Origin of the sequence: Vibrio sp. JC009 (assembly GCF_029016485.1) — a bacterium.
GTDB lineage: Bacteria > Pseudomonadota > Gammaproteobacteria > Enterobacterales > Vibrionaceae > Vibrio.
In genome coordinates this window covers 155,038-179,707 of sequence record NZ_CP092107.1, presented here as the reverse complement: position 1 = coordinate 179,707, position 24,670 = coordinate 155,038, and the positions used below count along the sequence as shown (strand labels likewise).

At 45.8% G+C, this 24,670-nt stretch carries 25 protein-coding genes and 1 pseudogene; 13 read left to right on the top strand and 13 right to left on the bottom strand.

The annotated features are described in order from the left end of the window. Positions 1-10 precede the first annotated feature (10 nt). Complete coding sequence (locus tag L3Q72_RS15740; protein ID WP_275133112.1) at positions 11-547, bottom strand: nicotinate-nicotinamide nucleotide adenylyltransferase; 537 nt, start codon at positions 545-547, stop codon at positions 11-13. A gap of 86 nt (positions 548-633) precedes the next feature. Between L3Q72_RS15740 and nadE the strand changes: the two genes are divergently transcribed. After that, on the top strand, positions 634-1,464 hold the full coding sequence (nadE, locus tag L3Q72_RS15735) for an ammonia-dependent NAD(+) synthetase (protein WP_275133111.1): 831 nt from the start codon (positions 634-636) through the stop codon (positions 1,462-1,464). A 79-nt stretch (positions 1,465-1,543) separates the two neighbouring features. Further along, positions 1,544-1,882, top strand: a complete 339-nt coding sequence (locus L3Q72_RS15730; RefSeq protein WP_275133110.1) for a hypothetical protein — start codon at positions 1,544-1,546, stop codon at positions 1,880-1,882. A gap of 7 nt (positions 1,883-1,889) precedes the next feature. On the opposite strand, the gene L3Q72_RS15725 is transcribed toward L3Q72_RS15730, so the two are convergent. Continuing rightward, a complete protein-coding gene (locus L3Q72_RS15725) occupies positions 1,890-3,707 on the bottom strand; it encodes a hybrid-cluster NAD(P)-dependent oxidoreductase (RefSeq protein ID WP_275133109.1) in 1,818 nt (605 codons plus the stop codon). 335 nt (positions 3,708-4,042) lie between these two features. Here L3Q72_RS15725 and pyrC point away from each other — a divergent pair, with 335 nt between their 5' ends. Next, entirely contained in the window at positions 4,043-5,071 is a 1,029-nt protein-coding gene (gene pyrC, locus L3Q72_RS15720) for a dihydroorotase (RefSeq protein ID WP_275133108.1), read from the top strand. Positions 5,072-5,111: 40 nt separating this feature from the next. Here the strand turns inward: pyrC and L3Q72_RS15715 are convergent, their stop codons facing one another. From L3Q72_RS15715 to L3Q72_RS15700, 4 genes are all read right to left on the bottom strand, one after another. Beyond that, the gene (locus L3Q72_RS15715; RefSeq protein ID WP_275133107.1) at positions 5,112-7,160 is read right to left on the bottom strand and encodes an EAL domain-containing protein; all 2,049 of its coding nucleotides are present in this window, start codon (positions 7,158-7,160) and stop codon (positions 5,112-5,114) included. Between the two features lie 228 nt (positions 7,161-7,388). Then, complete coding sequence (locus L3Q72_RS15710) at positions 7,389-8,336, bottom strand: LysR family transcriptional regulator (RefSeq protein ID WP_275133106.1); 948 nt, start codon at positions 8,334-8,336, stop codon at positions 7,389-7,391. A gap of 81 nt (positions 8,337-8,417) precedes the next feature. Further along, positions 8,418-9,035 (bottom strand): GNAT family N-acetyltransferase, encoded by a 618-nt coding sequence (locus L3Q72_RS15705; protein WP_275133105.1) that lies wholly within the window; start codon positions 9,033-9,035, stop codon positions 8,418-8,420. A 118-nt stretch (positions 9,036-9,153) separates the two neighbouring features. Then, positions 9,154-9,633 (bottom strand): YbaK/EbsC family protein, encoded by a 480-nt coding sequence (locus L3Q72_RS15700; protein WP_275133104.1) that lies wholly within the window; start codon positions 9,631-9,633, stop codon positions 9,154-9,156. 162 nt (positions 9,634-9,795) lie between these two features. Here L3Q72_RS15700 and L3Q72_RS15695 point away from each other — a divergent pair, with 162 nt between their 5' ends. The 3 genes from L3Q72_RS15695 (at position 9,796) to L3Q72_RS15685 (ending at position 13,177) form a co-directional block, all read left to right on the top strand. Further along, positions 9,796-11,544 carry a diguanylate cyclase gene (locus L3Q72_RS15695; RefSeq protein ID WP_275133103.1) on the top strand — a complete coding sequence of 583 codons (1,749 nt, stop codon included), beginning with the start codon at positions 9,796-9,798 and terminating at the stop codon, positions 11,542-11,544. A gap of 140 nt (positions 11,545-11,684) precedes the next feature. After that, complete coding sequence (locus L3Q72_RS15690) at positions 11,685-12,656, top strand: hypothetical protein (RefSeq protein ID WP_275133102.1); 972 nt, start codon at positions 11,685-11,687, stop codon at positions 12,654-12,656. Positions 12,657-12,772: 116 nt separating this feature from the next. Further along, positions 12,773-13,177: a VOC family protein gene (locus tag L3Q72_RS15685; RefSeq protein ID WP_275133101.1), complete on the top strand. Its 405-nt coding sequence runs from the start codon at positions 12,773-12,775 to the stop codon at positions 13,175-13,177. 4 nt (positions 13,178-13,181) lie between these two features. Here the strand turns inward: L3Q72_RS15685 and L3Q72_RS15680 are convergent, their stop codons facing one another. The 4 genes from L3Q72_RS15680 to L3Q72_RS15665 all read right to left on the bottom strand — a co-directional run bounded on the left by L3Q72_RS15680 (position 13,182) and on the right by L3Q72_RS15665 (position 16,725). Next, a complete protein-coding gene (locus L3Q72_RS15680) occupies positions 13,182-13,469 on the bottom strand; it encodes a hypothetical protein (RefSeq protein WP_275133100.1) in 288 nt (95 codons plus the stop codon). Positions 13,470-13,703: 234 nt separating this feature from the next. Further along, positions 13,704-14,765, bottom strand: a complete 1,062-nt coding sequence (locus tag L3Q72_RS15675; protein WP_275133099.1) for an ATP-dependent 6-phosphofructokinase — start codon at positions 14,763-14,765, stop codon at positions 13,704-13,706. 20 nt (positions 14,766-14,785) lie between these two features. Next, positions 14,786-14,953, bottom strand: a complete 168-nt coding sequence (locus L3Q72_RS15670; RefSeq protein WP_275133098.1) for a hypothetical protein — start codon at positions 14,951-14,953, stop codon at positions 14,786-14,788. Between the two features lie 176 nt (positions 14,954-15,129). Further along, on the bottom strand, positions 15,130-16,725 hold the full coding sequence (locus L3Q72_RS15665; protein WP_275133744.1) for an ABC-F family ATPase: 1,596 nt from the start codon (positions 16,723-16,725) through the stop codon (positions 15,130-15,132). 379 nt (positions 16,726-17,104) lie between these two features. On the opposite strand from L3Q72_RS15665, the gene L3Q72_RS15660 reads away from it, so the two are divergent. Next, entirely contained in the window at positions 17,105-17,704 is a 600-nt protein-coding gene (locus L3Q72_RS15660) for a sugar O-acetyltransferase (protein ID WP_275133097.1), read from the top strand. 228 nt (positions 17,705-17,932) lie between these two features. Here the strand turns inward: L3Q72_RS15660 and L3Q72_RS15655 are convergent, their stop codons facing one another. Together L3Q72_RS15655 and L3Q72_RS15650 are read right to left on the bottom strand one after the other, a co-directional pair. Beyond that, entirely contained in the window at positions 17,933-18,322 is a 390-nt protein-coding gene (locus L3Q72_RS15655; RefSeq protein WP_275133096.1) for a VOC family protein, read from the bottom strand. Beyond that, positions 18,319-18,498 (bottom strand): hypothetical protein, encoded by a 180-nt coding sequence (locus tag L3Q72_RS15650; RefSeq protein ID WP_275133095.1) that lies wholly within the window; start codon positions 18,496-18,498, stop codon positions 18,319-18,321. The genes L3Q72_RS15655 and L3Q72_RS15650 overlap by 4 nt, the downstream gene beginning before the upstream one ends. Positions 18,499-18,667: 169 nt before the next feature. Between L3Q72_RS15650 and L3Q72_RS15645 the strand changes: the two genes are divergently transcribed. Continuing rightward, positions 18,668-20,422, top strand: a complete 1,755-nt coding sequence (locus L3Q72_RS15645; RefSeq protein ID WP_275133094.1) for an SgrR family transcriptional regulator — start codon at positions 18,668-18,670, stop codon at positions 20,420-20,422. Here the strand turns inward: L3Q72_RS15645 and L3Q72_RS15640 are convergent, their stop codons facing one another. Then, a complete protein-coding gene (locus L3Q72_RS15640; protein ID WP_275133093.1) occupies positions 20,423-22,030 on the bottom strand; it encodes a cation:proton antiporter family protein in 1,608 nt (535 codons plus the stop codon). Positions 22,031-22,145: 115 nt separating this feature from the next. Between L3Q72_RS15640 and L3Q72_RS15635 the strand changes: the two genes are divergently transcribed. The 5 genes and pseudogenes from L3Q72_RS15635 (at position 22,146) to L3Q72_RS15615 (ending at position 24,595) form a co-directional block, all read left to right on the top strand. Beyond that, positions 22,146-22,427, top strand: a complete 282-nt coding sequence (locus tag L3Q72_RS15635; protein ID WP_275133092.1) for a hypothetical protein — start codon at positions 22,146-22,148, stop codon at positions 22,425-22,427. Positions 22,428-22,433: 6 nt separating this feature from the next. Beyond that, positions 22,434-22,778, top strand: coding sequence for a DUF3450 family protein (locus L3Q72_RS15630; RefSeq protein ID WP_342752179.1), 345 nt, complete (start codon positions 22,434-22,436; stop codon positions 22,776-22,778). Then, positions 22,738-22,980 (top strand): annotated as a pseudogene (locus tag L3Q72_RS15625) (biopolymer transporter ExbD); the annotation flags it as partial. The gene L3Q72_RS15630 and the pseudogene L3Q72_RS15625, both read left to right, overlap by 41 nt. Beyond that, positions 22,980-23,648 (top strand): energy transducer TonB, encoded by a 669-nt coding sequence (locus L3Q72_RS15620; protein ID WP_275133091.1) that lies wholly within the window; start codon positions 22,980-22,982, stop codon positions 23,646-23,648. The pseudogene L3Q72_RS15625 and the gene L3Q72_RS15620, both read left to right, overlap by 1 nt. Beyond that, on the top strand, positions 23,648-24,595 hold the full coding sequence (locus tag L3Q72_RS15615) for a tetratricopeptide repeat protein (protein ID WP_275133090.1): 948 nt from the start codon (positions 23,648-23,650) through the stop codon (positions 24,593-24,595). Before L3Q72_RS15620 ends, L3Q72_RS15615 begins: the two co-directional genes overlap by 1 nt. Positions 24,596-24,670 lie beyond the last annotated feature (75 nt).

Sequence of the window (24,670 nt, the reverse complement as noted above, 5' to 3'; positions counted from 1 at the left end):
ACGTGAGAACTTAGATATATATTTTATTTATAATTAGATAATCCGCCACACTTTTGGTGGTTAGCTTGGTAACAGATCTCATTTTTTTAAGATTATTTCTGATATCTGTGCTTCGAACTTTGACTTTCTCAGGAAAAGCCATTACCGACCAGCGCTCCGTTATGAGCTCAGCATTAAAGAAACTGGAGAATTTAAATAAATTATCCGGTCCAATAACAAAAGTCAGTTCCGCTTCAGGGTACAACTCCTGAAGTTTTTCCAGCACGGCATAAGTTGTCACGCTCTGACCAGGTACATGCAATAACTCTTCCACAGTTGAACGCTCTACATTATCCTGTGCCATATCATGGATAAACAGATCGACCATTTTGCATCTGTCGCTATAATCCAGCATCTCCTTACCCCAGGCATGCGAAATACTTGGCACCAGAAGTACCTTGTCAAAATGGGTTAAAGAATCAATGACACTTTTATGTCCCAGGCTTGGCGGATTAAAAGCGCTGCCAAAAACGGCGATTTTGGACTTGGTTGCTTGTTTTGTATTCATTCAGACAATGTTTAACACTATGAAGTAACGCGGAAACGGGTAGAATAGCATCATTGATAATTTTGCTGTAGAAAAAAGGGACCAGCATGGAACAACAAATTCGCGAAGAAATGCGTGTATTACCCTCAATCGATGTCAATTTTGAAATAGAAAGACGTGTTGAGTTTATTAAAACAAAGCTAAAAGAGTCTGGCTGTAAGTCTCTTGTGCTTGGCATTAGTGGTGGCGTTGATTCAACAACAACCGGCCGCCTTGCTCAGCTTGCGGTTGAAAGCCTTAACCAGGAAATGAACTCTTCTGACTACCAGTTTATCGCAGTAAGGCTGCCATACGGCGAGCAGAAAGATGAAGACGAAGCACAACTGGCGCTTTCCTTTATCAAGCCTTCCCAGTCAGTTTCAGTCAATATCAAACAGGGCGTCGACGGAATTCACGCGGCGACAGGCTCTGCATTGGAAGGAACCGGCCTGATCCCAGCAGATCCTGCTAAAGCTGACTTTGTAAAAGGTAATGTAAAAGCCCGTGCCCGCATGGTTGCGCAATATGAAATCGCTGGTTACGTTGGCGGCCTTGTTCTTGGTACCGACCACTCAGCAGAAAACATTACAGGTTTCTACACTAAATTTGGTGACGGGGCATGTGATCTGGCACCTCTGTTCGGTCTGAGCAAACGTCAGGTTCGTCAACTGGCTAAAACACTTGGTGCGCCTGAGCTGCTTGTCACTAAAACACCAACCGCGGATCTGGAAGAACTGAGTCCGCAAAAGGCAGATGAAGATGCGCTAAATCTGACCTATGATCAGATCGATGATTTTCTGGAAGGTAAGCCGGTTTCTGCAGAGGTTTCTGAAAAACTGATCAGGATTTACCAGATCACGCAGCATAAGCGTCAGCCAATTCCGACTATCTACGATTAAATTCGCTTTATATGCCGTGATTAAGCAGCTTGTATCAGCTGCTTAATCACTTAATTACCGCTATTTATTAAATTTAATGATGACAAAAAACAATAGCATGACCCGAGCTCACTCCCTGGCTCAACTGAAAATGGGAGCCAGAATAGAGCACATTCTTTCAGGCCAGCAGTTTATCGTCACGGCTAATAACGGTAAAAGAGCAACGGCAGTGGATAACCTGGTTCTGGTCGTGGTAAACGATCATGCCCATAAAGACTGGATCTGTTCCACCAGCGATCTGCCTCTTAACAAACTGAAACCGGGCGATATCATTACCAAGCATCATTCTTATGTGATTACCAGCACCTCGGAGTACATTATCAGTGCAACCCGAAGTGTCGATATCATCAATCACGAAGAATACTATCTGGTAGAGTAGCGCTATTTTAAGAGCTCACCTCAATATCCGTTTTCGGGATACAACAGCAAGCCAGAACTTTACCGGCTATCCGCTCTTCATCGGTCAGCGCTGGAACATCCGGCTGCACAACCTCCCCAGACTTCAGGGTCATTTTACAGGCTCCACAAAATCCTGCCCGGCAGCTGTTTATGATATTCAGACCGGCGCTTTCTGCCTGAAGAAGAAGTGGCGTCTTGTTTTCACCTCTGATCTGCTGTCCGTCAATTGTCAGTGACAGAGCCACCTCTTCACCATCGGTTTCCAGCTCAATGCCAAACATCTCCTGATGATAGCGAGACTCATCCAGGCCAAGATTTAACAGCAGCTTCTTGGCTTTTTGCATAAAGCCAACCGGGCCACAAACAAACGCCTGACGTCTGCCCAGCTCAGGAATCGGTTTCAGATGAGTCAGTTCAATGCGCCCCTTCAGGCCATCCCAGTCCTCATCGGCCTGGCTAAGCGACACAATAACCTTCAACCCTTCAAATTTGTGGTTCAGTTCATCCAGTTCCTCTTTAAAGGGAATATCCTGAACCGTACTGCACTGATGGTAAAACACCACATCCTGCATTAAATCCTGATCCGCCAGATAGCGAAGCATAGAAATCATAGGAGTCACACCGCTTCCAGCAGAAATAAGCAGCAAAGGGTGCACCGGGCTGGTATCTAAGTGAAACGATCCCTGAGGTGAGTCGGCAGTCAGAACGCCGCCAACTTTAAAGTTATCAGCAATCCAGTTGGAAACCTTTCCGCCATTGATCCGTTTCACTGAAATAGCGTAGCGCCCCGGTCTGGACGGGCTGGAGGAAAGTGTATACTTTCTGGTGTAGGTTTCATTGCCGTCCTTAATAGAAATCGGCAGATGCTGCCCCGGCAGATATGGCGGAAGCTCACCATGAAGCGGCTCCAGCCAGTAAGTAACAAAGTTCTGCGCCACTTCTTCAACGCAGACACAAGTCAGTTTTAGCTTGTCGTCAGACTTATCCAGATACTGCTCTTTCGGCTTGGTTTCCAGAACCTCAACCGTATCGCCCTCCCGGATCATGCCTTCATTTAATGCAACGATATTCTGGCCAAAGAAAGTCCCGCCCACCTCATTTGCACGGAAGGTAGCCAGGGTTGCCAACGGCTCTTTTGAATCACAGAACTTGCCTGTCTCAGGGTCCACAGTGGTTAATACGCAACGCTCACATGGCTTACGTATTTCAAACTCAACTTCACCAATTTTAATTCTCTTCCACCTGTCTTCCACAAAAGGTTCACTGCCATCCACCACCAGATTGGGACGGAACTGAGACATACTCTGCTCTTCCGGACAGCGCCTGTTCAGCTCTTCAAGCGACTGTCTGCTGACAATAAGCAGCGGATAACCATCGGCGAAACTGACGCTATGGCCCAGCTTTTCCCTGTGACGGTTTGACTGCTCGCCGCTATACAGAAGCTGAACAGGCTCACCAAGCACCTCGCTGAACCAGTTATTTGCTTCTTCTGTGGTACTGTAAGCGGTAAAGCTGTCTTTCCAGACAGTGGCATTCTGCTCTTTCTGCTCAAACTCGCTATAGTTAATCCGCAGCGATTCTTTACCCGGAAAAGAAACCACCATGGCATTGGTCAGCAGGCTTGCGCTAACCCTAACCAATTGTGGATGAGTTCTGGCCGTCACCATAGCGCCGTTGCCTTTTGCCAGCATAAACCTGCGGTCAAAGGACAACCCCTGCTTCTCCACCCAACTGCTGGAAAGCGACAAACCCTGAACGGATTTTATCGGATACACATTTATCTGAGATAGGGTTGCTTTTGACATTGCAATTCCTTGTTTTTTAATTAATTTCCGGAGTATCAAGGTAGCAGCAGGTAGGTATCGATAAACAGACCTTCTTTGCCATGGATGGCAAAGTAGAGCTACATGGATGTATTTATGCGTGTCTGTTTAGCGATACCTGCCTGCTGCTGCCCACTTGGTATCAGACTTTCTACAAGCATAAATCATCTACCACTAAGTTTATTGATAGATACTCACATAAATCAGATGCAAGAACACCGATTTTCTACTATCATCCTGTCGCCTAAGCGAAAACGTTTGCGTAACCGCAAAATAGTTTGCAGGCTCCAATGGATTTTACAATGTGGGAGCAAAAAATGACTACACTTACGATTACTCGTCCTGATGACTGGCACGTCCATCTGCGTGACGGTGAAGTTTTAAAAGATACGGTACGCGATATCAGCAGATACAATGGCCGTGCGATCGTGATGCCAAATACTGTCCCACCAATTACCACCACTGAACTTGCACTGGAATATTACGACCGGATTATGGCAGAAAAGCCTTCTGCGCAATTCCAGCCGCTAATGACGCTTTACCTCACCGACAACACCACTCCAGATGAAATCCGTAAAGCGAAAGCCAGTGGCAAAGTATTCGCAGCCAAGCTGTATCCTGCCGGTGCAACAACCAACTCAGACTCAGGTGTTACTTCCATTCCTGATATGTACCCGGTTTTCGAAGCCATGGAAGAAGTGGGCATGCTTTTACTGATCCACGGTGAAGTGACCACACACGATGTGGACATCTTTGACCGTGAAAAAGTGTTCCTTGAAGAAGTGCTTGCACCTATCGTAAAGAAATTCAGCAAACTAAAAATTGTCTCCGAGCATATCACCACTGCTGACGCGGTAGAGTTTGTAAAAAATGCCGGTGATAATGTGGCAGCAACCATTACCGCGCACCACCTGCTGTTTAACCGCAACCATATGCTGGTTGGCGGGATCAAGCCTCATTTTTACTGTCTGCCAATTCTGAAAAGAAACATTCACCAGGATGCGCTTGTTGCAGCCGCGACAAGTGGTGATAAAAAGTTCTTCCTGGGTACAGACTCAGCGCCACATGCAAAAGGTAAAAAAGAGACATCTTGCGGATGTGCCGGTTCTTATACCGCTCATGCAGCATTAGAGCTTTATGCCGAAGTTTTTGAAAATGCAGGAAAGCTGGAAAACCTTGAAGCCTTCGCCAGCTTTAACGGCGCAGATTTTTATGGGTTACCACGTAACTCTGAAAGTGTCACCTTAGTGAAAGAAGAGTGGCAGGTGGAGCAGGAAATGCCTTTTGGTAACGAAACTGTGGTTCCTATCCGTGGTGGTGAATCCGTTCTTTGGAAAGTTAAATAATCGGAAAGTTTCCCTTACCCGTAAACAGAGCGGGTAAGGGTTATTGATTCTGTGTAAGGCAGTCCACAACCTGCTCTGGTGCCATAGGTTTCTTATACAGATAACCCTGAGCAACACGACAATTATTCTCACTAAGAAATGCGGCCTGTGTTTCTGTTTCCACACCCTCAGCAACAACGGTTAATCCCATTGCCTGCCCCATGGCAATAATCGACTGCGCGATAACCTTACCATCCTCATCCCGGTCGATATTGTTAATTATCTCCCGGTCTATTTTAATCTTATCCACCGGCAAGCGTTTCAAATGACTCAGGGACGAAAAACTGGTACCGAAATCATCAACGGCCAGGCTTACACCAATAGCCCGCAAGTCATCCAATATATTCAGCGTCTCCTCACTGCAACCCATAATAAAGCTTTCGGTGACTTCCAGCTCTAATGCTGCAGCATCCAGCCCGCTATCCTTCAGCGCACGGCGGATTTTGTCACAAACTCTGCGACTCTTTAGCTGAGCGCCTGACAGGTTCACGGCCAGCTTATGGAACTCATGGCCTTCACTTGTCCATTTTGCCGCCTGGCGGCACGCCTGAACAATCACCCACTCCCCCAGATCTTCCATTATTCCCAACTGCTCAGCCATTAAAATAAATATGTTGGGAGGAACGGCGTCCAGCTCTGAATTTCGCCACCGAAGCAGGACTTCAAAGCCCACACACTCCCCTGCCTGAATATCTACCTGGGGCTGGAAAAGCAGAGAAAACTCATCACGGATCAGCGCCTCTTTCAGAGCAGATTCAACCATGGTTCTGTGCTGAATTTCTCTTTCACTGTCGGCGTTAAACAGGCAATACTGATTTCTGCCCCGCTTCTTTGCATCATACATCGCCATATCGGCATAGCTAATCAGTTGGTTGGCGTCTGTGGAATCATCCGGGAACTTGCTGACCCCGATACTTGCTGTAACATCCACCAGATGGCCAAGGGCACAAAACGGCTGCTGAAATGCTTCGGTTAACCGCCCTAAAGTTTGTGATATTTCATGAGGCTGGTCATTCGCTTCGATCACAACCACAAATTCATCACCGCTAAAACGGGCAACAGTGTCGGTGGAGCGAATCACCTCTTTGAGTTTTTTAGCAACAGCAACCAGCAATGCATCCCCAACCGGGTGGCCAAGGGTGTCGTTAATGGCCTTAAAACCATCGAGATCGATAAAAATCACATAGACCAGACCGCTATTGCGGCTTGCCCGGCTTATATACTCATCCAGTTTTTCAAATAACATCAGGCGATTGGGTAACTGAGTCAGCAGATCATGGTGCGCCAGATAGGAAAGTTCCTCCGAAAGCTCTTTGTATGAGCTGATATCTGTAATTAAATGGACATACTTACGAACCTGCTCTCTTTCATTGAAGACCCGGTTGATGGTTACCGCAGTTGGAACAAGCTTGGACTCCTTTGACAAAAGCTCCATTTCCCCCCGCCAGTACCCCAGGTTATTCACCGTTTCCACATGATTCCGGTAACTCTCAGCCTGGTCGCCAAGCAAAAAAGAGTCACAGGGGCAATGCAATATGGTTTCTTTATTGTGGCCGGTTAATTCGGTAAATGCCCTGTTTGCATCTATTATCTGTCCCTTCTCATTTGAGATCAGGATCCCTTCAGAGGTCGAATCATAAACCGCCGCAGCCAGTTTAAGCTGCTCCTCAGCTTTTACTCTGGATGTTATATCGTGAATGATGCTAAACAGAAAGGTTTCACCGCGCAGGGAAATAGGATGGGAATAAACCTCCACACTCTTTATGTCGCCGCTTGCCAGCTTATGAGGAAATTTGAAATGGTTACACTTGTAGGTTCTGGCTTTGTTGATCTCTGTACTTATCTGAGAAGGTGTTAACTGGTTTATCTGGTTTATGTTCAGAGTTTTCAGATGCTCTTCTTCATAACCATAAAATACACAAGCTGCCTGATTAGCATCAACAATCTCACCAGTGCCTGCAGATATCACCAGCATTGGTACTTTAGTTTCACTAAACAAACACCTGTATGCATCAATTTCAGGTGGTAAAATTTTATTATTATCGAACATCTTTGCTCCCAGCCAGCTATACCATCTTCAGGCTCCTTCCATAAGCCTAGAATAATATCTGCTATACACCCAGAAACTTGCTTGGTTCTTATTAGCTTGTAAATAGTATGAAGTAATTAATGTTTTAAACGTCACAGATTCAGGTAATTAAATGTATGAGAGTTTCATTCTGATATTCGGGACGCCGACGGGATCAATTTAATCTCTATGCCGGATAAATTGGGCCGGCTATTTATACATCTCTTTGTAACCCGGAATATGGCGCTCCCAGAAAGGAGGAGTGCCGATATGCTCCTGAAATGCGCTGATAAATTCTGTAACCAGTTTAGTCTGCTTCCGGTGTGGATATACAGCGTAAATTCCGGTATCCATCGTAGATAAGTGATAGTTGGTGAGCAAAGGAACCAGCTTAAGTTCATCGATCGGGCGCTCAAGGCAAAAAAGATCAATGATCGTATATCCAAGCCCGTCTTTCACAGCTTCAAGCATAGACCTGACATCACTTGCCCTGTAGTTGCCTTTCATTTTATAGCTTTTTAGTGTTTTACTGTGCGGCTCTTCACCAAGCTCAACAACATCAATAGTTGAATCTCTGTTGCTATAAATCACACTTGGCAGTTCCATCAGCGCTTCCGGTGTCTGTGGCATACCGTACTCCTGAACAAACCCTTCCGAAGCCACTAAAGCAAAGTTGGTGTCTGCCAGCTTCCTTGCGATAAGGTTGGAGTCTTCCAGCTTACCAATCCGAAAGGCGATATCGAAGTGGTCCGTGATGATGTCCGTTCTTCTGTCATCCAGAGATAAGCTGATCTGCACCTTGGGATACTTTTTCATAAACCGGGAAATAACCGGCTGTAAATAGAGCTGACCAAAATGAACAGAAGCGACGATGCGCAGTATTCCTTTTGGCTCTGACTGATAGGAGTCGGCAATATTCTGTATCTGGTTCAGAGTCTCCATCAGGGTATATGTCTGCTCCAGTATCTCTTCCCCGGCAGAGGTCAGTGAAAAAGAGCGGGTGGAGCGATTTAATAACTGAACACCCAACTCTGCTTCCAGTTTTTTAATCTGCTTAGACAGTGACGAATTATCCATATTATGCAAAGCAGCGGCTTTGCTGAAAGATCCTTGCTGAACAACATCCAGAAACAGGGCTAATTGATTAGTGACGGCCATTTACACTCCAGTACAAGGATATTTCGGATGCCTATTATAAAACAAACGGTTATATTTAAAACCTATGAATAATTAAACTTATTAAAACTGCTTATAATAGTGCCCCTGCTCTTTTCCGGGCTCAAACCCAACCTTTTTCAGGTAGATTTCATGATCTTCATTCGTCGCGTGAGCAACCAGTTTATTAATGCCCTTCTCCTTCATGATTTCAGGATGGGATTCATAGAAATACTGAGCCAGCTTAAAGTCACGATACTCGGGTGTGACATAATCCAGCACCACATCCATCACTCCATCTTCCTTGCGGCTTCCGGCCAGCACACCGGCAATGGTGTTATTTCGAAGCATATAAAAGGCAGTATCAGCCTCCCGTAATGAACTCACCGATGACTGGAGTTCAATCTCAGACTGGTTTTCTGTAACAAAGTAATCAAAGTACTCGGATTCAACCGTTGCTGATATCAGCTTAAAACGTTCTTTGGTGGAGTAGATTTTCCAGAGGTAGTAGGTATTAATTCCCGCTATTCCCAGGTTCATAAACATGGTCGGATAGGAGTCGATAAAGTAAGCAAAAGTTGCGAACAGTAAACAGCCGATAAAGTTGATGACTCTGAGCTTAATGATCGATGTCATAGTCAGCGAAATAAGAACCACCAGCGATGCCAGATAACCAAACCACTCAACCCAGTCAAAGTTCATAGCAAATCCCTCAAATTCAATATGTTGGTATAAGAGTAGCACCAATAAAAGAGAACAAAAAAAGGCTCTTACCAAATCAATGAGTAAGAGCCCATTTTCACCATATTTTGTAATGTCACTAATGGAAAACCTCGCTACTAAACCTTAGATACCTGCAGTGTGTCATTAGCTTACGAAATGCCTGATTATCCAGTTTGATCAGGGTTTCATGATCCCCGGATTCCAGATATACATTGTCCAGTTGTGCTAAATGCTCATCGCATACCACAGACATATGATATGCACTGCCGATAGGTGGAACTGCGCCACGGTCACAATCTTCAAAAAGCTTGTAAACTTCCTGCTCTTTTACCAGATGATATGTCGCGTTATACGCTTCATTGAGTACAGACAAACTGATTTTTGAGTTTGACGGTAGCACTGCCATCAGGTGCCGCCCTTCGTGGTCTTCCAATACCACAGCCTTTGCCAGGCTCATTGGAGGAATGCTTGCCACAAAAGCGCTATGAAGAGAGCTGTTGCTGTGACGATGTGTTAATGTCTGATAGCTGATATGGTGCTCACCCATATAGCGATCAATCCGATCAGATACGGCCATAAGAACCTCCGTATTCCAGTTACCCATAATGAGTATAGATAAGGAACTCATTACTGACCAACCACAAGATAAATATTATCGCTAAGTCTCTGCTTATAAACAGGTCACTTTATAAAACTGCCCTATACTTATTTGAGAGTGTACAGACAAAGGTAGTGCGCTATGAGACTTGTTATAAGGATATTATTACTGATAATTGCCGCCATATCTTTTCAATTATCAGCAGAGAATCTGCTCACCGTTAAAAATCAACAAGATATTAATCTGATCCCCTATGTTCAGATCTATGAAGATGCAACGGAAACGCTCAAAGTTGAAGAAATCGCAAACCCTGAATTTCTTCCTAACTTCCGGTCTGCTGGCCGTGAACTGGTATTTGCCAGCAAAAATACCTTCTGGATTAAACTGGATCTAACGCTTGCAGAAAGCATCACACAACCTCAGAACTGGGTGCTTCATGTTAAGCACCGTCAAAACCTGGATACAGTGACCTTTTATGAATCGCAGCCCGATGGCAGCTTTCGCAAAGTCATCACAGGCAGGCAAAAGCATTTTTTGACCAAAGATATTGAAAGCCTGGACCTTGCATTTAATGTGACGCTGACGCCTGAGGTAGCAAAATCGGTTTATCTGCAATTGCATAAGACCAATATTGTTGGCAGCCTTCCGCTGGTACTGACTCCCGAAGCAAACTTTGCCAAGGCCAGTCTGTTTTCCTGGGTAAGTGTATCCGGGTATTACAGCATTTTGGCCGCGCTGTTTCTCTATTATCTGGTACAACTGATATCCGGCAGTTCAAAATCCAGTGTTGCCTACGCCACTTATATCATCGCCACAGCTGTAGCTATCAGCAGTACTGACGGTACACTGAATTTCCTCACCTCGTTGGGCTTCCCGAATATGCTGTTTATGCATAATGAGGGTTTTCTGCTTATTATGCTGATCGCTAACCTGGTATTTGTCTGCACCGCTCTCGATGTGAAAAATAACTTCCACAACGCAAATAAACTCCAGTTCCCTATCATCATCTTATTAGCTTTGACTGCGCTGCTTATCATAGCAACCGGTATAACCCTGATATCCATCAGTCTGTATATCACTGCCTCCCTGCTTGCCTGGTTCTATATGTTCGGGCTGATTGCGCGCATGCGCTCTGAAGGCGTTCAGTGGGCAAATTACCTGTTATTTGCCCAAATTTTTATGCTGGCGGGCAGTGTTACCTCATTTCTGGCATTTTACGGCTATATTCCGGAAAACGTCTTTACCGGAAATGTGGCAGAAAAACTGGCGAACGTGATCCAGTTAATCCTGTTTGCTGTCGCGATTTTTGAAAAGAACACCCGCGACTCTCATATCGATCACAAAGAGCAGCTTGAAGCTATGATAGTGGAAGCCAGACATGAAATTGAAGAGAGCGTAGCGAAATCTGACCCGTTAACCGGTGTCTACAGCCGTCCTACGCTTTATGACTTTGGCACCCAGATCATTATGGAATCCAGACGCTACGATACCAACTGCTCTTCCCTGATCCTTGCCATCGATAATTTCCGCAATATCAATGTCTCCTTCGGACATGAACTGGGAGACAGAACTCTGTGTCATGTTGCCGATATCTGTCAGTTGCTTGTCCGAGACTGTGACATAGTGGGCCGCCTCAGTGACGAAGAGCTTGCCATCGTGCTCCCTTCTACCGATTCAGAGGGGGCAGGCATTCTTGCAGAACGAATCCGGAAAGAAGTGGAGAAAGCCGGTGTGACCGAAGAGTTTGCCAATATAAAAATGACCGTCAGCATCGGCGTATGCCAGCTGGACGGTGAAACAGACAGGTTTGAGGAGTTAATAAACAAAACCGACCAGGCGCTATTCCTTGCGAAAAGCTATGGTCGCAACCGGGTTGAAGTCGCCCAGTAACTATAAGATAACAAGGCCACTACTTTTTGCCAGTGGCCTTTTTCTTCCCGCTCACTTCTACAAACTTGAACCAATAAAGTTAATTTATTAATGTCCTATACTTTAGCTATTGCTACAGGCACACAGGAGAAGGAGCCTAAATGATTAAACAAAGTTGGATATTAGTGTTGCTGTTATCCCTATGCTCCTTTGCTCATGCTGAAACCATTTTAGTGATAGAAAGCTATCATGCCGAATATGGCTGGAATCAGAGCTACAGGCGGGGACTGGAAGAGGTTCTCAATAGTAAACACAAGCTGGTCTATTTCGAAATGGATACCAAAAGGCTGCCTAAATCCCGTTTTCCTGAAAGAGCAGATGCAGCATGGCAGCGCTATAAACAACTCTCTCCAGACCTTGTGATACTTGCTGACGACAATGCACTAAAATACCTGAGCAATAGGTTTGTTAATACAGACACACCCGTTGTTTATCTGGGAATAAACGGCAACCCAAGAGATTACAAGGTAGCCAACGCTGTTAACTTCTCTGGCGTTTTGGAGCGCCCGCTTCTGATCCGCTCAATTCTCATGCTAAAGAAATACCTAACGGTAAATCAGGTATTGGTGTTACTGGATTCAGGGCATACCAGCGAGTTGCTCAAAGATGATATTTTTTATGGCGAGAACACCGCCCAGATTGGCGGAATCCGCATAGATGTGAAGCTGGTGGACAGATTCGAGCAGTGGCAAGAACAGGTGCTTTCTGCCCGGAAAAATAATTATGACGCCCTGGTAGCAGGCCTTTATCACACGCTCAAAGATCCCGATGGCAACAGCGCAGATCCTGAGACCATCATAAAGTGGACCTCTAATAATTCCCAAATCCCACCATTCGGGCTCTGGGATTTCTCCATCGGTGCTGAGAAAAACATTGGCGGTTATGTTGTCTTTGGTTATGAACAGGGACTGATTGCAGGTGAAATTGCAGCCGAACTGATTGACGAAAATAAAATGAATGTCAGGACACGTATCGGCAATAAAGGGCGTTTTATCTTCAGTAAAACCCAGTTGGAAAAATGGAAAATTCAGTTACCTAAGGATATTAAAGAGCAGACGACTTTTGTGGACTGACAGATCAGCAAAGGGGGCTGGTATTGCCCTCCACCTTTCTTTATGCCTGAAATCACACCCGATATCCGCCCTTTTGCGTATACTATAAATATAACCAGCAGATTCCGGGAGGAAAAATGAGAAAGCTGTCTATTATCACTCTTGGTGTATCAGACCTGAGCAGAGCCACCGAATTCTACGAAAAAGTACTGGAGCTTCAGCGAACCGGTTATGAACATGACGGTATCGTATTTTTTGACCTGGACGGCCCTGAGTTAGCTCTGTTTCCTCACGACGAACTGGCCAAAGATGTTGGAATCCCGGCAGATGGCAACGGTTTTTCCGGCATCACATTAGCTCACAATGTTTCCTCATCGGCGGAAGTCCTTGAGTTACTGGACAAAGCAGCGGCCCATGGAGGCAAGGTAGTTAAACCAGGGCAGCCCGTTTTCTGGGGCGGCTTTTCCGGTTATTTTTCAGATCCCGACGGTCACTTATGGGAAATAGCCTGTGGCTCCGCTGAATATGCTAAGGAAAAATAAGTGTTCACAACTGGCCAAAGTCGAGATTGATCCGCTTAAAGCACTGGTCTTCGGTTGCAATTAATAGGTCTGACAACCCGTTTTTATGAAAAAATGAGTCTGAGGAGTTCGGATTACAACGAGCTTCAGCTCCCTTTTTATGACATTCCGGAAATATCATCTTAGCAAGCTCGAATATAAGGTGGTCAAAAGCAGCAGCCTGATAAAGATTTGTTATTTTTTGGCTCAACTTTGGACAGGTGAGTGTTAGATTCCCTTCCACACCATACAGTTTATACTTTATTTCAGTCATTACATCACCGTCAGTGCGAGTATTTAACTGGTTGTTTTTATAACTAACCAAACGTTTGCGGGGATTTTAATATCAGCTCAAAAAATATTCAAGCTTTTGCACTAAAACATATGCAACTTCTTTTAATACAGCCTGATCGATAGAGTTCTGAAATATTTGATATTACTGTTAAAAATATAAAGGCTGGCTCAATCTTTACTGATTAGCCAGCCTTTTTCACCTTACTTGGCTGAATTAATCAGCAAAGCAGATTCCCGTCAATTTTGCCGACTGCACAGCCAGGTGATCTTTAGGAACAAACTTAGTTTTGCCAGCAATCTCTTCCAGAGGCACTGCAACCACTTCCAGCCCCTTAGCTGCAACTATCTTGTTGTATTCACCTTTGTAAAGAAGCTCTGCCGCTTTGGCACCAAACTGAGTCGCCAGCACCCGGTCATAACCAGTCGGGCTGCCGCCTCTTTGCAGATAACCAAGCACAGAAACTCTGGACTCATAATCAGAAATGGCATTCAACTCCTGAGAAACTCTGTGTGCTGCACTAATTCCTTCTTTCGCGCGTTTCTTTTTAAACTTCTTCTTGGTTAAATGCGCCTCTTCCGGTGTTCTTGCGCCTTCAGCAACCACGATGACGCAGAACGGAGAATTTGAGTTCTTCATACGGTTATCAACATGCTCTTTTAGCTTGTTGATATCGTACGGAATTTCAGGAAGGATAATAGCGTCAGCACCACCAGCAATACCAGCGTACAACGCAAGCCAGCCTGCGGAGTTGCCCATAATTTCAGCTAAGATCACTCTCTGATGCGAAGCCGCTGTTGTGTGGAGTCTGTCCACGGCATCGGTACAAAACTCTAACGCGGTATGGAAACCAAAGGTAATGTCAGTGCCGTAAATGTCATTATCGATTGTCTTTGGCAGACCAATCACATTCAGGCCTCTTTGAGTCAGCCAGTAACCTCTTTTATTGGTACCGCCGCCACCAAGCACAACCAGACAGTCAAGGTTCCAGGCATGGTAGTTATCCACCATTTTCTGTACTTTTTCTTCGTCTTTGAAAGGACGCTCTCTGGAGTTTCTCAGAAATGACCCACCTTCATGCAGAATGCCTGAAAAGTCGGCGTGATCCATTATTCTGGCGTTGTTCTCAACCAAACCTTTGTAGCCATCGTAAAAACCAACAATTTCAATTCCGTAATTATCCTGAGCAGCCTTTGCCAGCCCTCGCAATGCCGCATTTAGTCCCGGAGCATCACCACCAGCGGTTAGTACACCAATTCTTTTCGTTACTGAACTCATATCTAAACCCTTTTTCTTGGCTATCTGGCTTTTTCTTCAGCCAGATAGTTTTTGATTAACTTTTCAATGATTTTCTGAATCGAGGTATCTTCTTCTATCGCCCGAATTTTCAGGGCCTTAAGCGTTTTGGCCTCAAGCCTGAGCGAGGTGTTTTTCTTTGTGCTCTTGCCGTTTTTGTCTTTTGCCATACACATTCCAAATGAAATAATGACGTCATTGCGTCATTACGTCCTTTTCACTATTATATTTCAACTAAAAGTGACATATATGTGATCTGCATCACATTGAATTTAGGGAATGATGCCTAAAAAAAACCTCCGGCCGTATCTCATGCCAGAGGTTTTTTTAATCAAATCAAAAGAAGTTAGCCTCTAAGGCCCTGCTTCGCCAGATACTCTTCATAGGTACCGTGGAAATCGCTGATCCCCTCTTTGGTGATCTCGATAATGCGGGTTGCGATAGAGGAAACGAACTGACGGTCGTGGGAAACAAAGAACAGCGTCCCTTTGTAGTTTTCCAGTGCCAGGTTAAGTGACTCGATAGATTCCATATCCATATGGTTGGTTGGCTCGTCCATCAGCAGGATGTTTGGCTTTTGCATGATCAGCTTGCCAAACAGCATACGACCCTGCTCACCACCTGAAATCACTTTTACTGACTTCTTGATGTCGTTTTGAGAAAACAGCATACGACCCAAAATACCGCGAACCGTCTGCTCATCTTCGCCTTCGTTTTTCCACTGTGCCATCCACTCAAGCAGCGTCATATCATCAGCAAAATCGTGGGCATGGTCCTGAGCATAGAAACCGATATTCGCGTTCTCTGACCATTTCACCATACCGTCCATCGGCTCCATCGCCCCGGCAAGGGTATTCAAAAACGTCGATTTACCGATACCGTTTTCACCGATAATCGCGATGCGCTCACCCACTTCAACCATCAGCTCGACACCGTTAATCAGGATATTCTCGCCGTAACCCTGCTTCAGAGATTCGACTTCCAGAGCGTTACGGAACAGAACCTTCTCCTGCTCAAAACGGATAAAAGGTGACTGACGGCTGGATGGTTTTACCTCTTCCAACTGGATTTTATCCAGTTGCTTCTGGCGGGAAGTTGCCTGCTTAGCTTTAGAAGCGTTTGCAGAGAATCGGCTAACAAAGGTTTGCAGTTCGGCTATCTGCGCCTTTTTCTTCGCGTTGTCAGCGTGAAGACGCTCGCGAGCCTGCTCCGCTGCAATCATGTACTCATCGTAGTTACCGTGAAACATACGCAGCTCACCGTAATCCAGGTCGGCCATATGGGTACATACGGTATTTAGAAAGTGACGGTCGTGCGAAATAATGATCATGGTGCAGTTACGGGCCAGCAGGGTATCTTCCAGCCAGGCGATGGTGTGCATATCCAGGTTGTTGGTCGGTTCGTCAAGAAGCATAATTTCCGGCTCTGCGAACAGAACCTGCGCAAGAAGAACACGTACCTTAAGACCCGGAGCCACTTCGCTCATCAGTCCGTAGTGCTGCTCCTGCGGGATGCCAAGGCCAAGCAAAAGCTCTTCTGCACGCGCTTCTGCTGAATACCCGTCCATTTCGGCAAACTGGGTTTCCAGATCGCCCACACGCATTCCGTCTTCATCGGACATCTCCGGCAATGAGTAAATACGGTCACGCTCTTCTTTAATCGCCCAAAGCTCTTTGTGTCCCATAATCACGGTATCGACAACGGTATACTCCTCAAACGCAAACTGGTCCTGACCCAGCTTCGCCATGCGCTCATTGGGATCGCGAGAAACAGTACCGGCAGAAGGCTCAAGCTCACCACCAAGGATCTTCATAAAAGTTGACTTACCAGAGCCGTTCGCGCCGATAAGACCGTAGCGATTGCCGTTACCAAATTTTACTGAGATATTTTCAAAAAGCGGTTTATCGCCAAATTGCATGGTGATGTTTGCAGTTGTTAACACAGGAGCACCTAATTCATAACTTTCGGACATAAAAAAGACCGGTCAGAGACCAGCCTCAAAATTTGGCGCGATTCTAACAGGTATTGTGATCTTTATCACTATCAATTGCGCTTAATACCTACCTATTTCTGGTTTAAAACGGGATTAAGTAATCATTTCAGCGAGTAAAAAAGCAGTATTATACCAATCCCAGTAATTAGCTGTTCAGTGATTGCGCAGGAAAAATCGCTAAGAGCAAGGCAAAATTTGCAGTAACTAGTGGCTCTAATTACAAAAATTTTAACGCAGCTATTAGCGATTTTAACAAGCAAGGATGAACAGATAATTGCTGGGATTGGTATTATCTGATGCAATGCGATATTTCCGGGAGTACTAAACAGTGAGCAACAGGGATAACCTGCACAACCAGCAGATTTACTTTCATGATGATGAGATTCAAAAAGAGCAGGATCAGTATTTAGACCTGATCTATGACTTTAACCAGACACGCCCCTCTGAAGGGGTCAAAAGGCAAGCTTTGCTGGAGCAGATCTTCGCTGAAATAGGCGAAGACAGTTATATTGAACCGCCACTAAGAGCAAACTGGGGTAAGCATACTCATCTGGGTAAAAACGTTTATGCAAACTTTAATCTGACGCTTGTGGATGATACTCACATCCATATCGGAGATTATGTGATGATTGGCCCCAATGTCACCCTGGCAACCGCAGGGCATCCAATTGACCCGGAAATGCGGATTAAAGTTGCTCAGTTTAATGTACCCATAAGAATTGAGAAAAATGTCTGGATTGGCGCTAACTCAGTGGTGCTCCCCGGCATTACCATTGGTGAAAACAGCGTTATTGGCGCAGGAAGCATAGTGACAAAAGATATTCCTGCCAACGTAGTTGCTGTCGGAAACCCTTGCAGAGTTCTCAGAGAGATTAACGAAAGAGATAGAGAGTATTACTATAAAGAGCTGAGATTTGAGCGCAGCTAGATGTTAAAACAGTACACAAGAAACGCATAATCATGCAACACCCTCGTTCCCACGGTCCCCCGTTGGAATGCATACCGGACTTAAAGCAACCAGTCGTCCCATCATTTACGAACAACTAAAATCCGCTATTTTTCAGCACATTATGCGATCACCTTAAGCTGAGGTATGCATTCCCACGCTGGAGCATGGGAACGAGGGTCTTGCGCATAATAATTCAGATATACTAACTCAAGCTACTATTTCCAGGTGGTTGCCTTCCGGGTCCAGCAGAACGCTTTCGTAGTAGCCGTCTCCGGTCCAGCGCGGGCCGTTTAGTATCTCGAATCCATCAGCAATAAACGCCTGAGTCATATTATCAACCTTCTCGGCAGAATCTGCTTTAAAGGCGATATGCGCCAGGCCGGTAAACTGTTTGTACGCCTCCACAGGAAGCACATCAATGGAATCCATTTTCATCAGTTCAATCCGGGCACCTTCGGGAAGCGTTAAAAAATAGGAAGAAAAGCCCCTGGTTTCGTTCACGTATTTACTGTTGCTGCTGGCATTAAAATACTTCTGATAGAAAAGCTTCATTCGCTCAAGGTTCTCACACCAGATTGCTATGTGCTCGATTTTCATTTCTGCTCCTCGTTACTGTCTGTTTCTTCCCAGTCATACAGCGAGATTAATGACTGAGTGTAGATAATCGCTTCCAGCTCAACTGTACTTCTGGCCTGTTCCAGCCTGGATTGATAATACTGAGCAAGTGCATCTGAATTTAATCTTTGAAAAAAGCGTTTAATTGCGGTAGTCATATTCGCCCCTCCATTCGTTAACTGAATTATGGGCCTAAAATCGGATGTAAAAAACAGAGTAAATTGGATTGTTTAGTTCCTTATATTGGCATAAGCTCAGGGAATAAAGCGTTATTTGGCAACAAGTAGGGCGAAATGAGGAAGTAAATGAGTAACGAGGGGACCTGTTTTGAGCGACAATAGGCTGATTTTACATTTTTCCCGTCTGACCCGGCTGGGTGTTAACAAAGAGATTCCTATTACCCTTTCTGAGGTTGCGGAAGCTTTATATACCAGTCCGCGGCACTGCCGGACATTGCTAAAACAGATGCAGCAATCCGGCTGGATTGAGTGGACACCTAAGGTAGGCCGCAATCAGCGCTCTCGCCTTTACCTGATTTACAGCTTAGAAAGGCTCAAAACTGAGCTGGCGCAGCAGCTGATATCTAAAGGCAAATATGAAAAAGCCCTTGAGGCGGTGGATAATGATCAGGCCCTGTTTGCTCAACTGCTTGAGAGCACTTCCGGAACTCAGAGACGGCAGGGACAACTGCACGTTCAGCTCACCTATGACCGTGAGTTCTCTCCCCTTTTACCTCATACCCCATTAAGGAACAGTGAACGCTTTCTGCTGCGCCAGATATACAGCTGCCTCACCCGGTGCGATGAAAGCTGTGATGTTCAACCAGAGCTGGCCCATCACTGGATATATGATGAGAATAAACTCAGCTGGCGGTTCTTCCTTCGCCCCCGCCTTCAGTTTCATAATGGCAGTGATATCACCTCTGCTGAGATCGTGAGTTTGTTTGAACAGCTGCGATACTTGCCTATATACCGAAAAGAGTTGGCCCATATAAAGAGCATTGCTGCAATTAATCCGCAGTGCGTTGAGTTTACCCTGAGTCAGGCTGATGCCGGATTTGCGGCGCTTCTGTCAGATTTAAAATATTCTATTCAGCCGGTTACCCAGCTATCGGGAACAAGCTCTGTAACCGGCAGCGGAATATTTCAGGTACAGGAGCACAGCAAGCAAAAGCTCACCCTGCAGGCATTTAACGGCTATCACGGATTCAATGCATTAACCGATACCGTAACTATCTGGCAGTTACCAACGCAGACCAGCACCACATTTGGTGATACACACTTACAGGCAGGAATAGCCAAACCATCCGGTTCTCCGTGCTCGAACTACCTTTCTGTCGAGTGTGGTAGTGTGACAGACCCAACCTCAGAAAGTGACCTGAAAAGCAGAGTTGAAGACGGCTGCCTGCTCGCGATTGTCAACAGCCAGGCTAACCTTTCTCTGCCACAGCGAAAGTATTTAAGTGAGCTAATTGCCACCGATAACCTGTTGCAAGAGCTTGGCGATTCAGGCAAAAAAGTGGAGGCTGAACCGGCGTACAACCTGCTGCCCGGATGGATGAAGATACTGCCAACCGGGAGCTCTGTTCATCCGCTGCCGGAAAGCTTTACCATCGCCATATTTGAACACCATGCTCTGAAAAAATGTGCAGAAGCGGTGACCGAACTACTAAGCCGGGCCGGAGTAACCTGTACAACAAATATCTATCCCTTTGATGACTTCTATGCAAAATCCAGTAATCAGTCACTTGATGAAGATATTATTCTCACCAGTATGAACTTAGATGATAACCGGCCCGTTTCCGCCTTTTGCTGGATGCTGTCGAATCCGGTGCTGCATCAGAGTTTAACCCAGCAGAACAGAAAGTGGCTGGAAGAAAAACTCTTTACCGTCAGAAACCGCCTGCCTGTCTCCTCCTACATGCAGGAATTGGAATCTATAACATCGGCGCTGATTTCATCGCACTGTCTGATCCCTATGTTTCACCACAGGCAGACATTACGCTTTGAGGGAGTGCTGAAGAGTGTTGATATTAATGTATGGGGCTGGCCTGAAATAAGAGATGTCTGGAGTGATGAATAGCTACATTTTCTTTGCCAGTGCTCCCTGCAACTCACTGGCAAATCCTAAGCCCGCCACGTTGTAGATATTAAACGTGTGGTCCACGCCAAGGGCTTTTAGTTCATCTTCTTCGTCATGATATTTTGCTGTGGCGGCAATGCGTCCCTGATATCCCATTTCTCTCAGTCGCAAAACTGAATTTACGTTTGCCTGATGGTTTGGCAGAGTCAGCAATACCCATTCCAGACCATGATGTAACTCAGGTGCCCGGATCCAAAAATCCGGATTAGTCACATCCCCGGCCACCATATTTCGCCCGGTTTCCGCCAGTGTTGCCGCCCTTTCTCTGTCTATCTCTACCCCTGCAATATTGTCAGGATAGTTAGCCTCCAGCGCATTGTAGGCTGCAACGCCCATGCGTCCCATTCCAAAAACCACAGCTTTGATATGCGCCAGCTCCAGATCTTCTTCGCCGGGTAACCTGTGTCTTCTTTCAAACCGCTTGAGCTTTGAACGCCATCGTTCATACAACTCATCCCGCTCTTTTATCGCTTGGGCAGAGACAGCAAATGAGAACGATAATGCCAGCGCCAGAACCGGCAACCAGTCACTGCTTATCCAGCCAGACGATACTGAAATTGCAATAATGATTAGCCCGAACTCACTGTAGTTGGCAAGGTCAAGAGAGGTCCGCCAGGCAGAGCTGCTTCTTAAATTAAACAGACTGAACAGACCAAAATAGAGCGCAATTTTAAACGGCAGGAACAGAATAAACAGCAAAGCAAGCAGTGCATCACTTGCACCAGGCATGGCCGTCAGGCCGACGCTAAGGAAAAAACCAACCAGAAAGAGATCTTTAAACCTCAGTAACTCTTTTGCCAACTCGTCAGATTTAGGGTGACTGGCGAGCAACATACCAAACACCAATGCACCGGCATCTTCTTTAATTCCAATCAGCTCAAACAGATCGGCACCAACAAGCGCCATAGTGATACCAAAAAGCACCAGAAGTTCACCATGCCCGACCTTATCCAGCACGCGGGATGCCAGATACTTTACCGGAATAAGCCCCACCAGTGCCAAAACCCAGATAGAAGGAATCTTCCCCATGGACATAGCGATAAAAATCACAGCGGCAATATCCTGAACCACCAGAACGCCAATCGCAGTCTGCCCGTGCAAACTGTTGGTTGAACCACTTTCGTCCAGCACCTTAACCGCAAAGACCGTACTGGAAAAAGACAGGGCGAATCCTATGATCAGAGCCGTCTCAACCTTGATGCCCGCCAGTAACGGAACGGATGAATAGGAAAGCAGTAACACCAGCATAGCCAGTATCGCTGTAATAAACAGCATATGAAGCGAAGCAACGCCCCAGACCTCTGATCGGGTAAAAGACTTAAACTTGAGTTTCAGGCCAATGGTAAACAAAAGCAGCGTGATCCCTAAGTCTGCCATTATGCTCAGAAAGCCACCGCCTTCAGCGCCAAGCGCATTAAGGATAAAACCGGCAATAAGAAAACCCACAAGCGGAGGCAGTCCTATGATTTTTATTAATAAACCACAGATAAGCGCTATGGCGATCCACAGAGGATCGCTGTAGTGAATCGAGAGTAATTGCGGGTCCATGCTTTTCCTGAAAACAGAAACAGTTTCTGTTCCTAACGTCACTGTTGGAATATTCGCTTTCACATTAAATATAGAACAGTTTTCTCCGGATCACGGGACTAACAAAGGTAAGATCTTGATAGCATTAATGATAACCATTACCATGCAGTTCATAACACCGCCTGTTTTGCCAAAAAAGCACAAAGCCGGTGAGAAAACGGACAAGCAATTAATGAGTAACAACCTGAACGTAAAAACAGTAAGCGGCCTGATTGGCGCTATCCTGGGTCTGGCCTCCGGCAACCTGCTGGCATCAGATCTTGAGAAATCTGAACTGCTGGAGCAGCAAATTGTCGCAGAGGCCAGAGAGAGCCAGAAAAGAGTCGATACCAGCTCTGATAACGCCTTTGAACTGTAGGCGGAAATCGATGCCCTGCAAAAAGAGATAGAGAACCTTACAGTCTATCAGCAGCATCTGGAAGGCCTTATTGTGAGCCAGAACCAGGAGCAGCATAGCCTGGACGCTCAGCTGACAGAAATTGCGCAGACAAGACAGAGTATCGTGCCGCTGATGTACCAGATGCTCGAAGGGCTGTCCGGACATGTATCAGCGGATATGCCGATCCACAAAGACACCCGTCTGGCCCGCTTAGATAAACTCAATGCCCTGATGACTCAGGCTGATATCAGCGATGCCGAAAAATACCGCCGCATTTACCAACGCCACCAGCCAGAAGCAAGCCAGCGTATTTGTTGCAATCACAGCTAACAACGAAATTTATATCGACAAACGAGTTGTTGATATGGAAAGGGTTCAGGCGGCTTTAGAGCATATCGTATCAGAACAACCTAACTCAGCACTGGTTATTCAGGCGGATAAATACGCATTTAACGGCACCCTTATCTCTGTTATGGACGCCGCCAAAAGTGCCGGAATTAACCGGATTGCACTGGCAGCGGAGCAAAACTAATGCTTCGTTTTCTGATTGCATTTCCTGCTGCTCTCTTTGTTTCTTTCAGCCTGGTCGGAGTTATGGCATGGATGGTCGAGCTGAATACCAGAGAATTAAGCCCTGAGCCTTTGCCACTGCAGTTTGATATTTTCGCGACAGAGCAAGAGCAAACCAGTCAGAGAAAAATTCGCCTGCTTCCTGAGCCGCCAGAGCCTCAGCCAAAAGCACCTAAGCCTGAACAGGTAAAACTTAACTTAATGAGTGACGCGGTAACGGCTAATAATGAAAAGCTGCCTGAACTGGATCCGGCCGTATCCGGCCTTGATATCTCGATCCCTTCGCCGTCCGTGCAACAGCCCGAATTGACTAAAGGCAAACCTGCAATAAACCCGGTTAAAGGCAACTCCGGTAATAGCCAACAGCTTATGCCACTGCACAGGATTGAACCTGTGTACCCAAGAAAGGCACTGCAGCGAGCCATCGAAGGATACGTATTGCTGACATTCGATATAGGAAAAACGGGCAGACCAGAGAACATTAAGGTAACGCAAGCGCAGCCAGCCGGTATTTTTAACCGTGCTGCCATCCGGGCATTAAAGCGTTGGAGGTATCAACCTGTTATGGTCAATGGCTCTGTGCAAACCGTTACCGGCCAGCAAATAAAGCTGGAGTTCAGAATTAAGTAATGAATAAACCAATACTCCGCATTATTGCTTTGTTTGCCCTTTCAGCCGCCAGCTCATCACTAAGCCGGGCTGATGACTACCAACTGTCGGCTTATACGCAGAGACTGGTGCAAAAAGCGCACATATTGCAGCTAGAAGAAAACTACGCTGAAGCAATAACCATCCTTAAAGAAGTTAATCCAAAGCGCAAATACGATAAGGTATTTGTCAGCAAAATGCTGGCGGGCATTCTGCTCTCTAACGGTGAATATGCTCAGGCAGAACAAAGGTTCTCAGCTCTGCTCTCAAACCCTGACATACTGACGGAAAAAGAGAGGGCTGAGCTTTTGCTTCGGCTGGCTCAGACGCAGTATCTGCAACAAAAATGGCAAAGTGCCATTGATACCACAAAGCAGTTGAGGGAGCTTGAACCGGAAAACCCGGCGTGGTGGAAACAGCTAATTACCCTGCTTATGTATACCGGAAAACACGATAATGCTCTGGTAACACTACAGCAGGCCGAGCGTGCCGGATTTACCTTAGATGAGCAGCCGATAAAGCTGATGGCACAGCTATACGCACAAAAAGGAATTCCTGTTAAAGCAGCAGAGCTGTACTTTCGTTTAGAGAAACTTGATAGCTCCCCTGAGCTTCTTCGTCAGCAGGCCATATACTGGCAACTGGCAAAAGAGTGGGACAACTCTGTCAGTTCGTGGGAAAAGGCAGCGGCACTGAAACCAGAGTATCACTTTCAACTGGCACAACTAAAAATGCAGCAGAAAGAGTACAAGGGTGCCCTGCTGGCCATCAGCAACCTTGAACCGGATAACGTCCCTGCCCTGATGCTGAAGGTCAGAGCCTTAGATGCACTAAATAAAACTGACCAGGCGCTAAAAACAGCCAGGTATGCACATAAACTGAAGCCATCGAATGAAAGCCTAAGTTGGATTAAGTATTTAACACAGTAAGTTGTAATTCATGACGCTTATTGGTTGAATTTAAGCCGAAATAATTTTAAAGTTCTAACGATTCAAAATTTGTTA

Coding starts and splice junctions, on each gene's coding strand:
- L3Q72_RS15620 (WP_275133091.1), top strand. CDS start 22,980: ATGCTTCGTTTTCTGATTGCATTTCCTGCTGCTCTCTTTGTTTCTTTC.
- L3Q72_RS15710 (WP_275133106.1), bottom strand. CDS start 8,336: ATGGCCGTCACTAATCAATTAGCCCTGTTTCTGGATGTTGTTCAGCAA.
- L3Q72_RS15730 (WP_275133110.1), top strand. CDS start 1,544: ATGACAAAAAACAATAGCATGACCCGAGCTCACTCCCTGGCTCAACTG.
- L3Q72_RS15740 (WP_275133112.1), bottom strand. CDS start 547: ATGAATACAAAACAAGCAACCAAGTCCAAAATCGCCGTTTTTGGCAGC.
- nadE (WP_275133111.1), top strand. CDS start 634: ATGGAACAACAAATTCGCGAAGAAATGCGTGTATTACCCTCAATCGAT.
- L3Q72_RS15695 (WP_275133103.1), top strand. CDS start 9,796: ATGAGACTTGTTATAAGGATATTATTACTGATAATTGCCGCCATATCT.
- L3Q72_RS15640 (WP_275133093.1), bottom strand. CDS start 22,030: ATGGACCCGCAATTACTCTCGATTCACTACAGCGATCCTCTGTGGATC.
- L3Q72_RS15675 (WP_275133099.1), bottom strand. CDS start 14,765: ATGAGTTCAGTAACGAAAAGAATTGGTGTACTAACCGCTGGTGGTGAT.
- L3Q72_RS15715 (WP_275133107.1), bottom strand. CDS start 7,160: ATGTTCGATAATAATAAAATTTTACCACCTGAAATTGATGCATACAGG.
- L3Q72_RS15690 (WP_275133102.1), top strand. CDS start 11,685: ATGATTAAACAAAGTTGGATATTAGTGTTGCTGTTATCCCTATGCTCC.
- L3Q72_RS15725 (WP_275133109.1), bottom strand. CDS start 3,707: ATGTCAAAAGCAACCCTATCTCAGATAAATGTGTATCCGATAAAATCC.
- pyrC (WP_275133108.1), top strand. CDS start 4,043: ATGACTACACTTACGATTACTCGTCCTGATGACTGGCACGTCCATCTG.
- L3Q72_RS15685 (WP_275133101.1), top strand. CDS start 12,773: ATGAGAAAGCTGTCTATTATCACTCTTGGTGTATCAGACCTGAGCAGA.
- L3Q72_RS15680 (WP_275133100.1), bottom strand. CDS start 13,469: ATGACTGAAATAAAGTATAAACTGTATGGTGTGGAAGGGAATCTAACA.
- L3Q72_RS15650 (WP_275133095.1), bottom strand. CDS start 18,498: ATGACTACCGCAATTAAACGCTTTTTTCAAAGATTAAATTCAGATGCA.
- L3Q72_RS15700 (WP_275133104.1), bottom strand. CDS start 9,633: ATGGCCGTATCTGATCGGATTGATCGCTATATGGGTGAGCACCATATC.
- L3Q72_RS15655 (WP_275133096.1), bottom strand. CDS start 18,322: ATGAAAATCGAGCACATAGCAATCTGGTGTGAGAACCTTGAGCGAATG.
- L3Q72_RS15615 (WP_275133090.1), top strand. CDS start 23,648: ATGAATAAACCAATACTCCGCATTATTGCTTTGTTTGCCCTTTCAGCC.
- L3Q72_RS15705 (WP_275133105.1), bottom strand. CDS start 9,035: ATGAACTTTGACTGGGTTGAGTGGTTTGGTTATCTGGCATCGCTGGTG.
- L3Q72_RS15670 (WP_275133098.1), bottom strand. CDS start 14,953: ATGGCAAAAGACAAAAACGGCAAGAGCACAAAGAAAAACACCTCGCTC.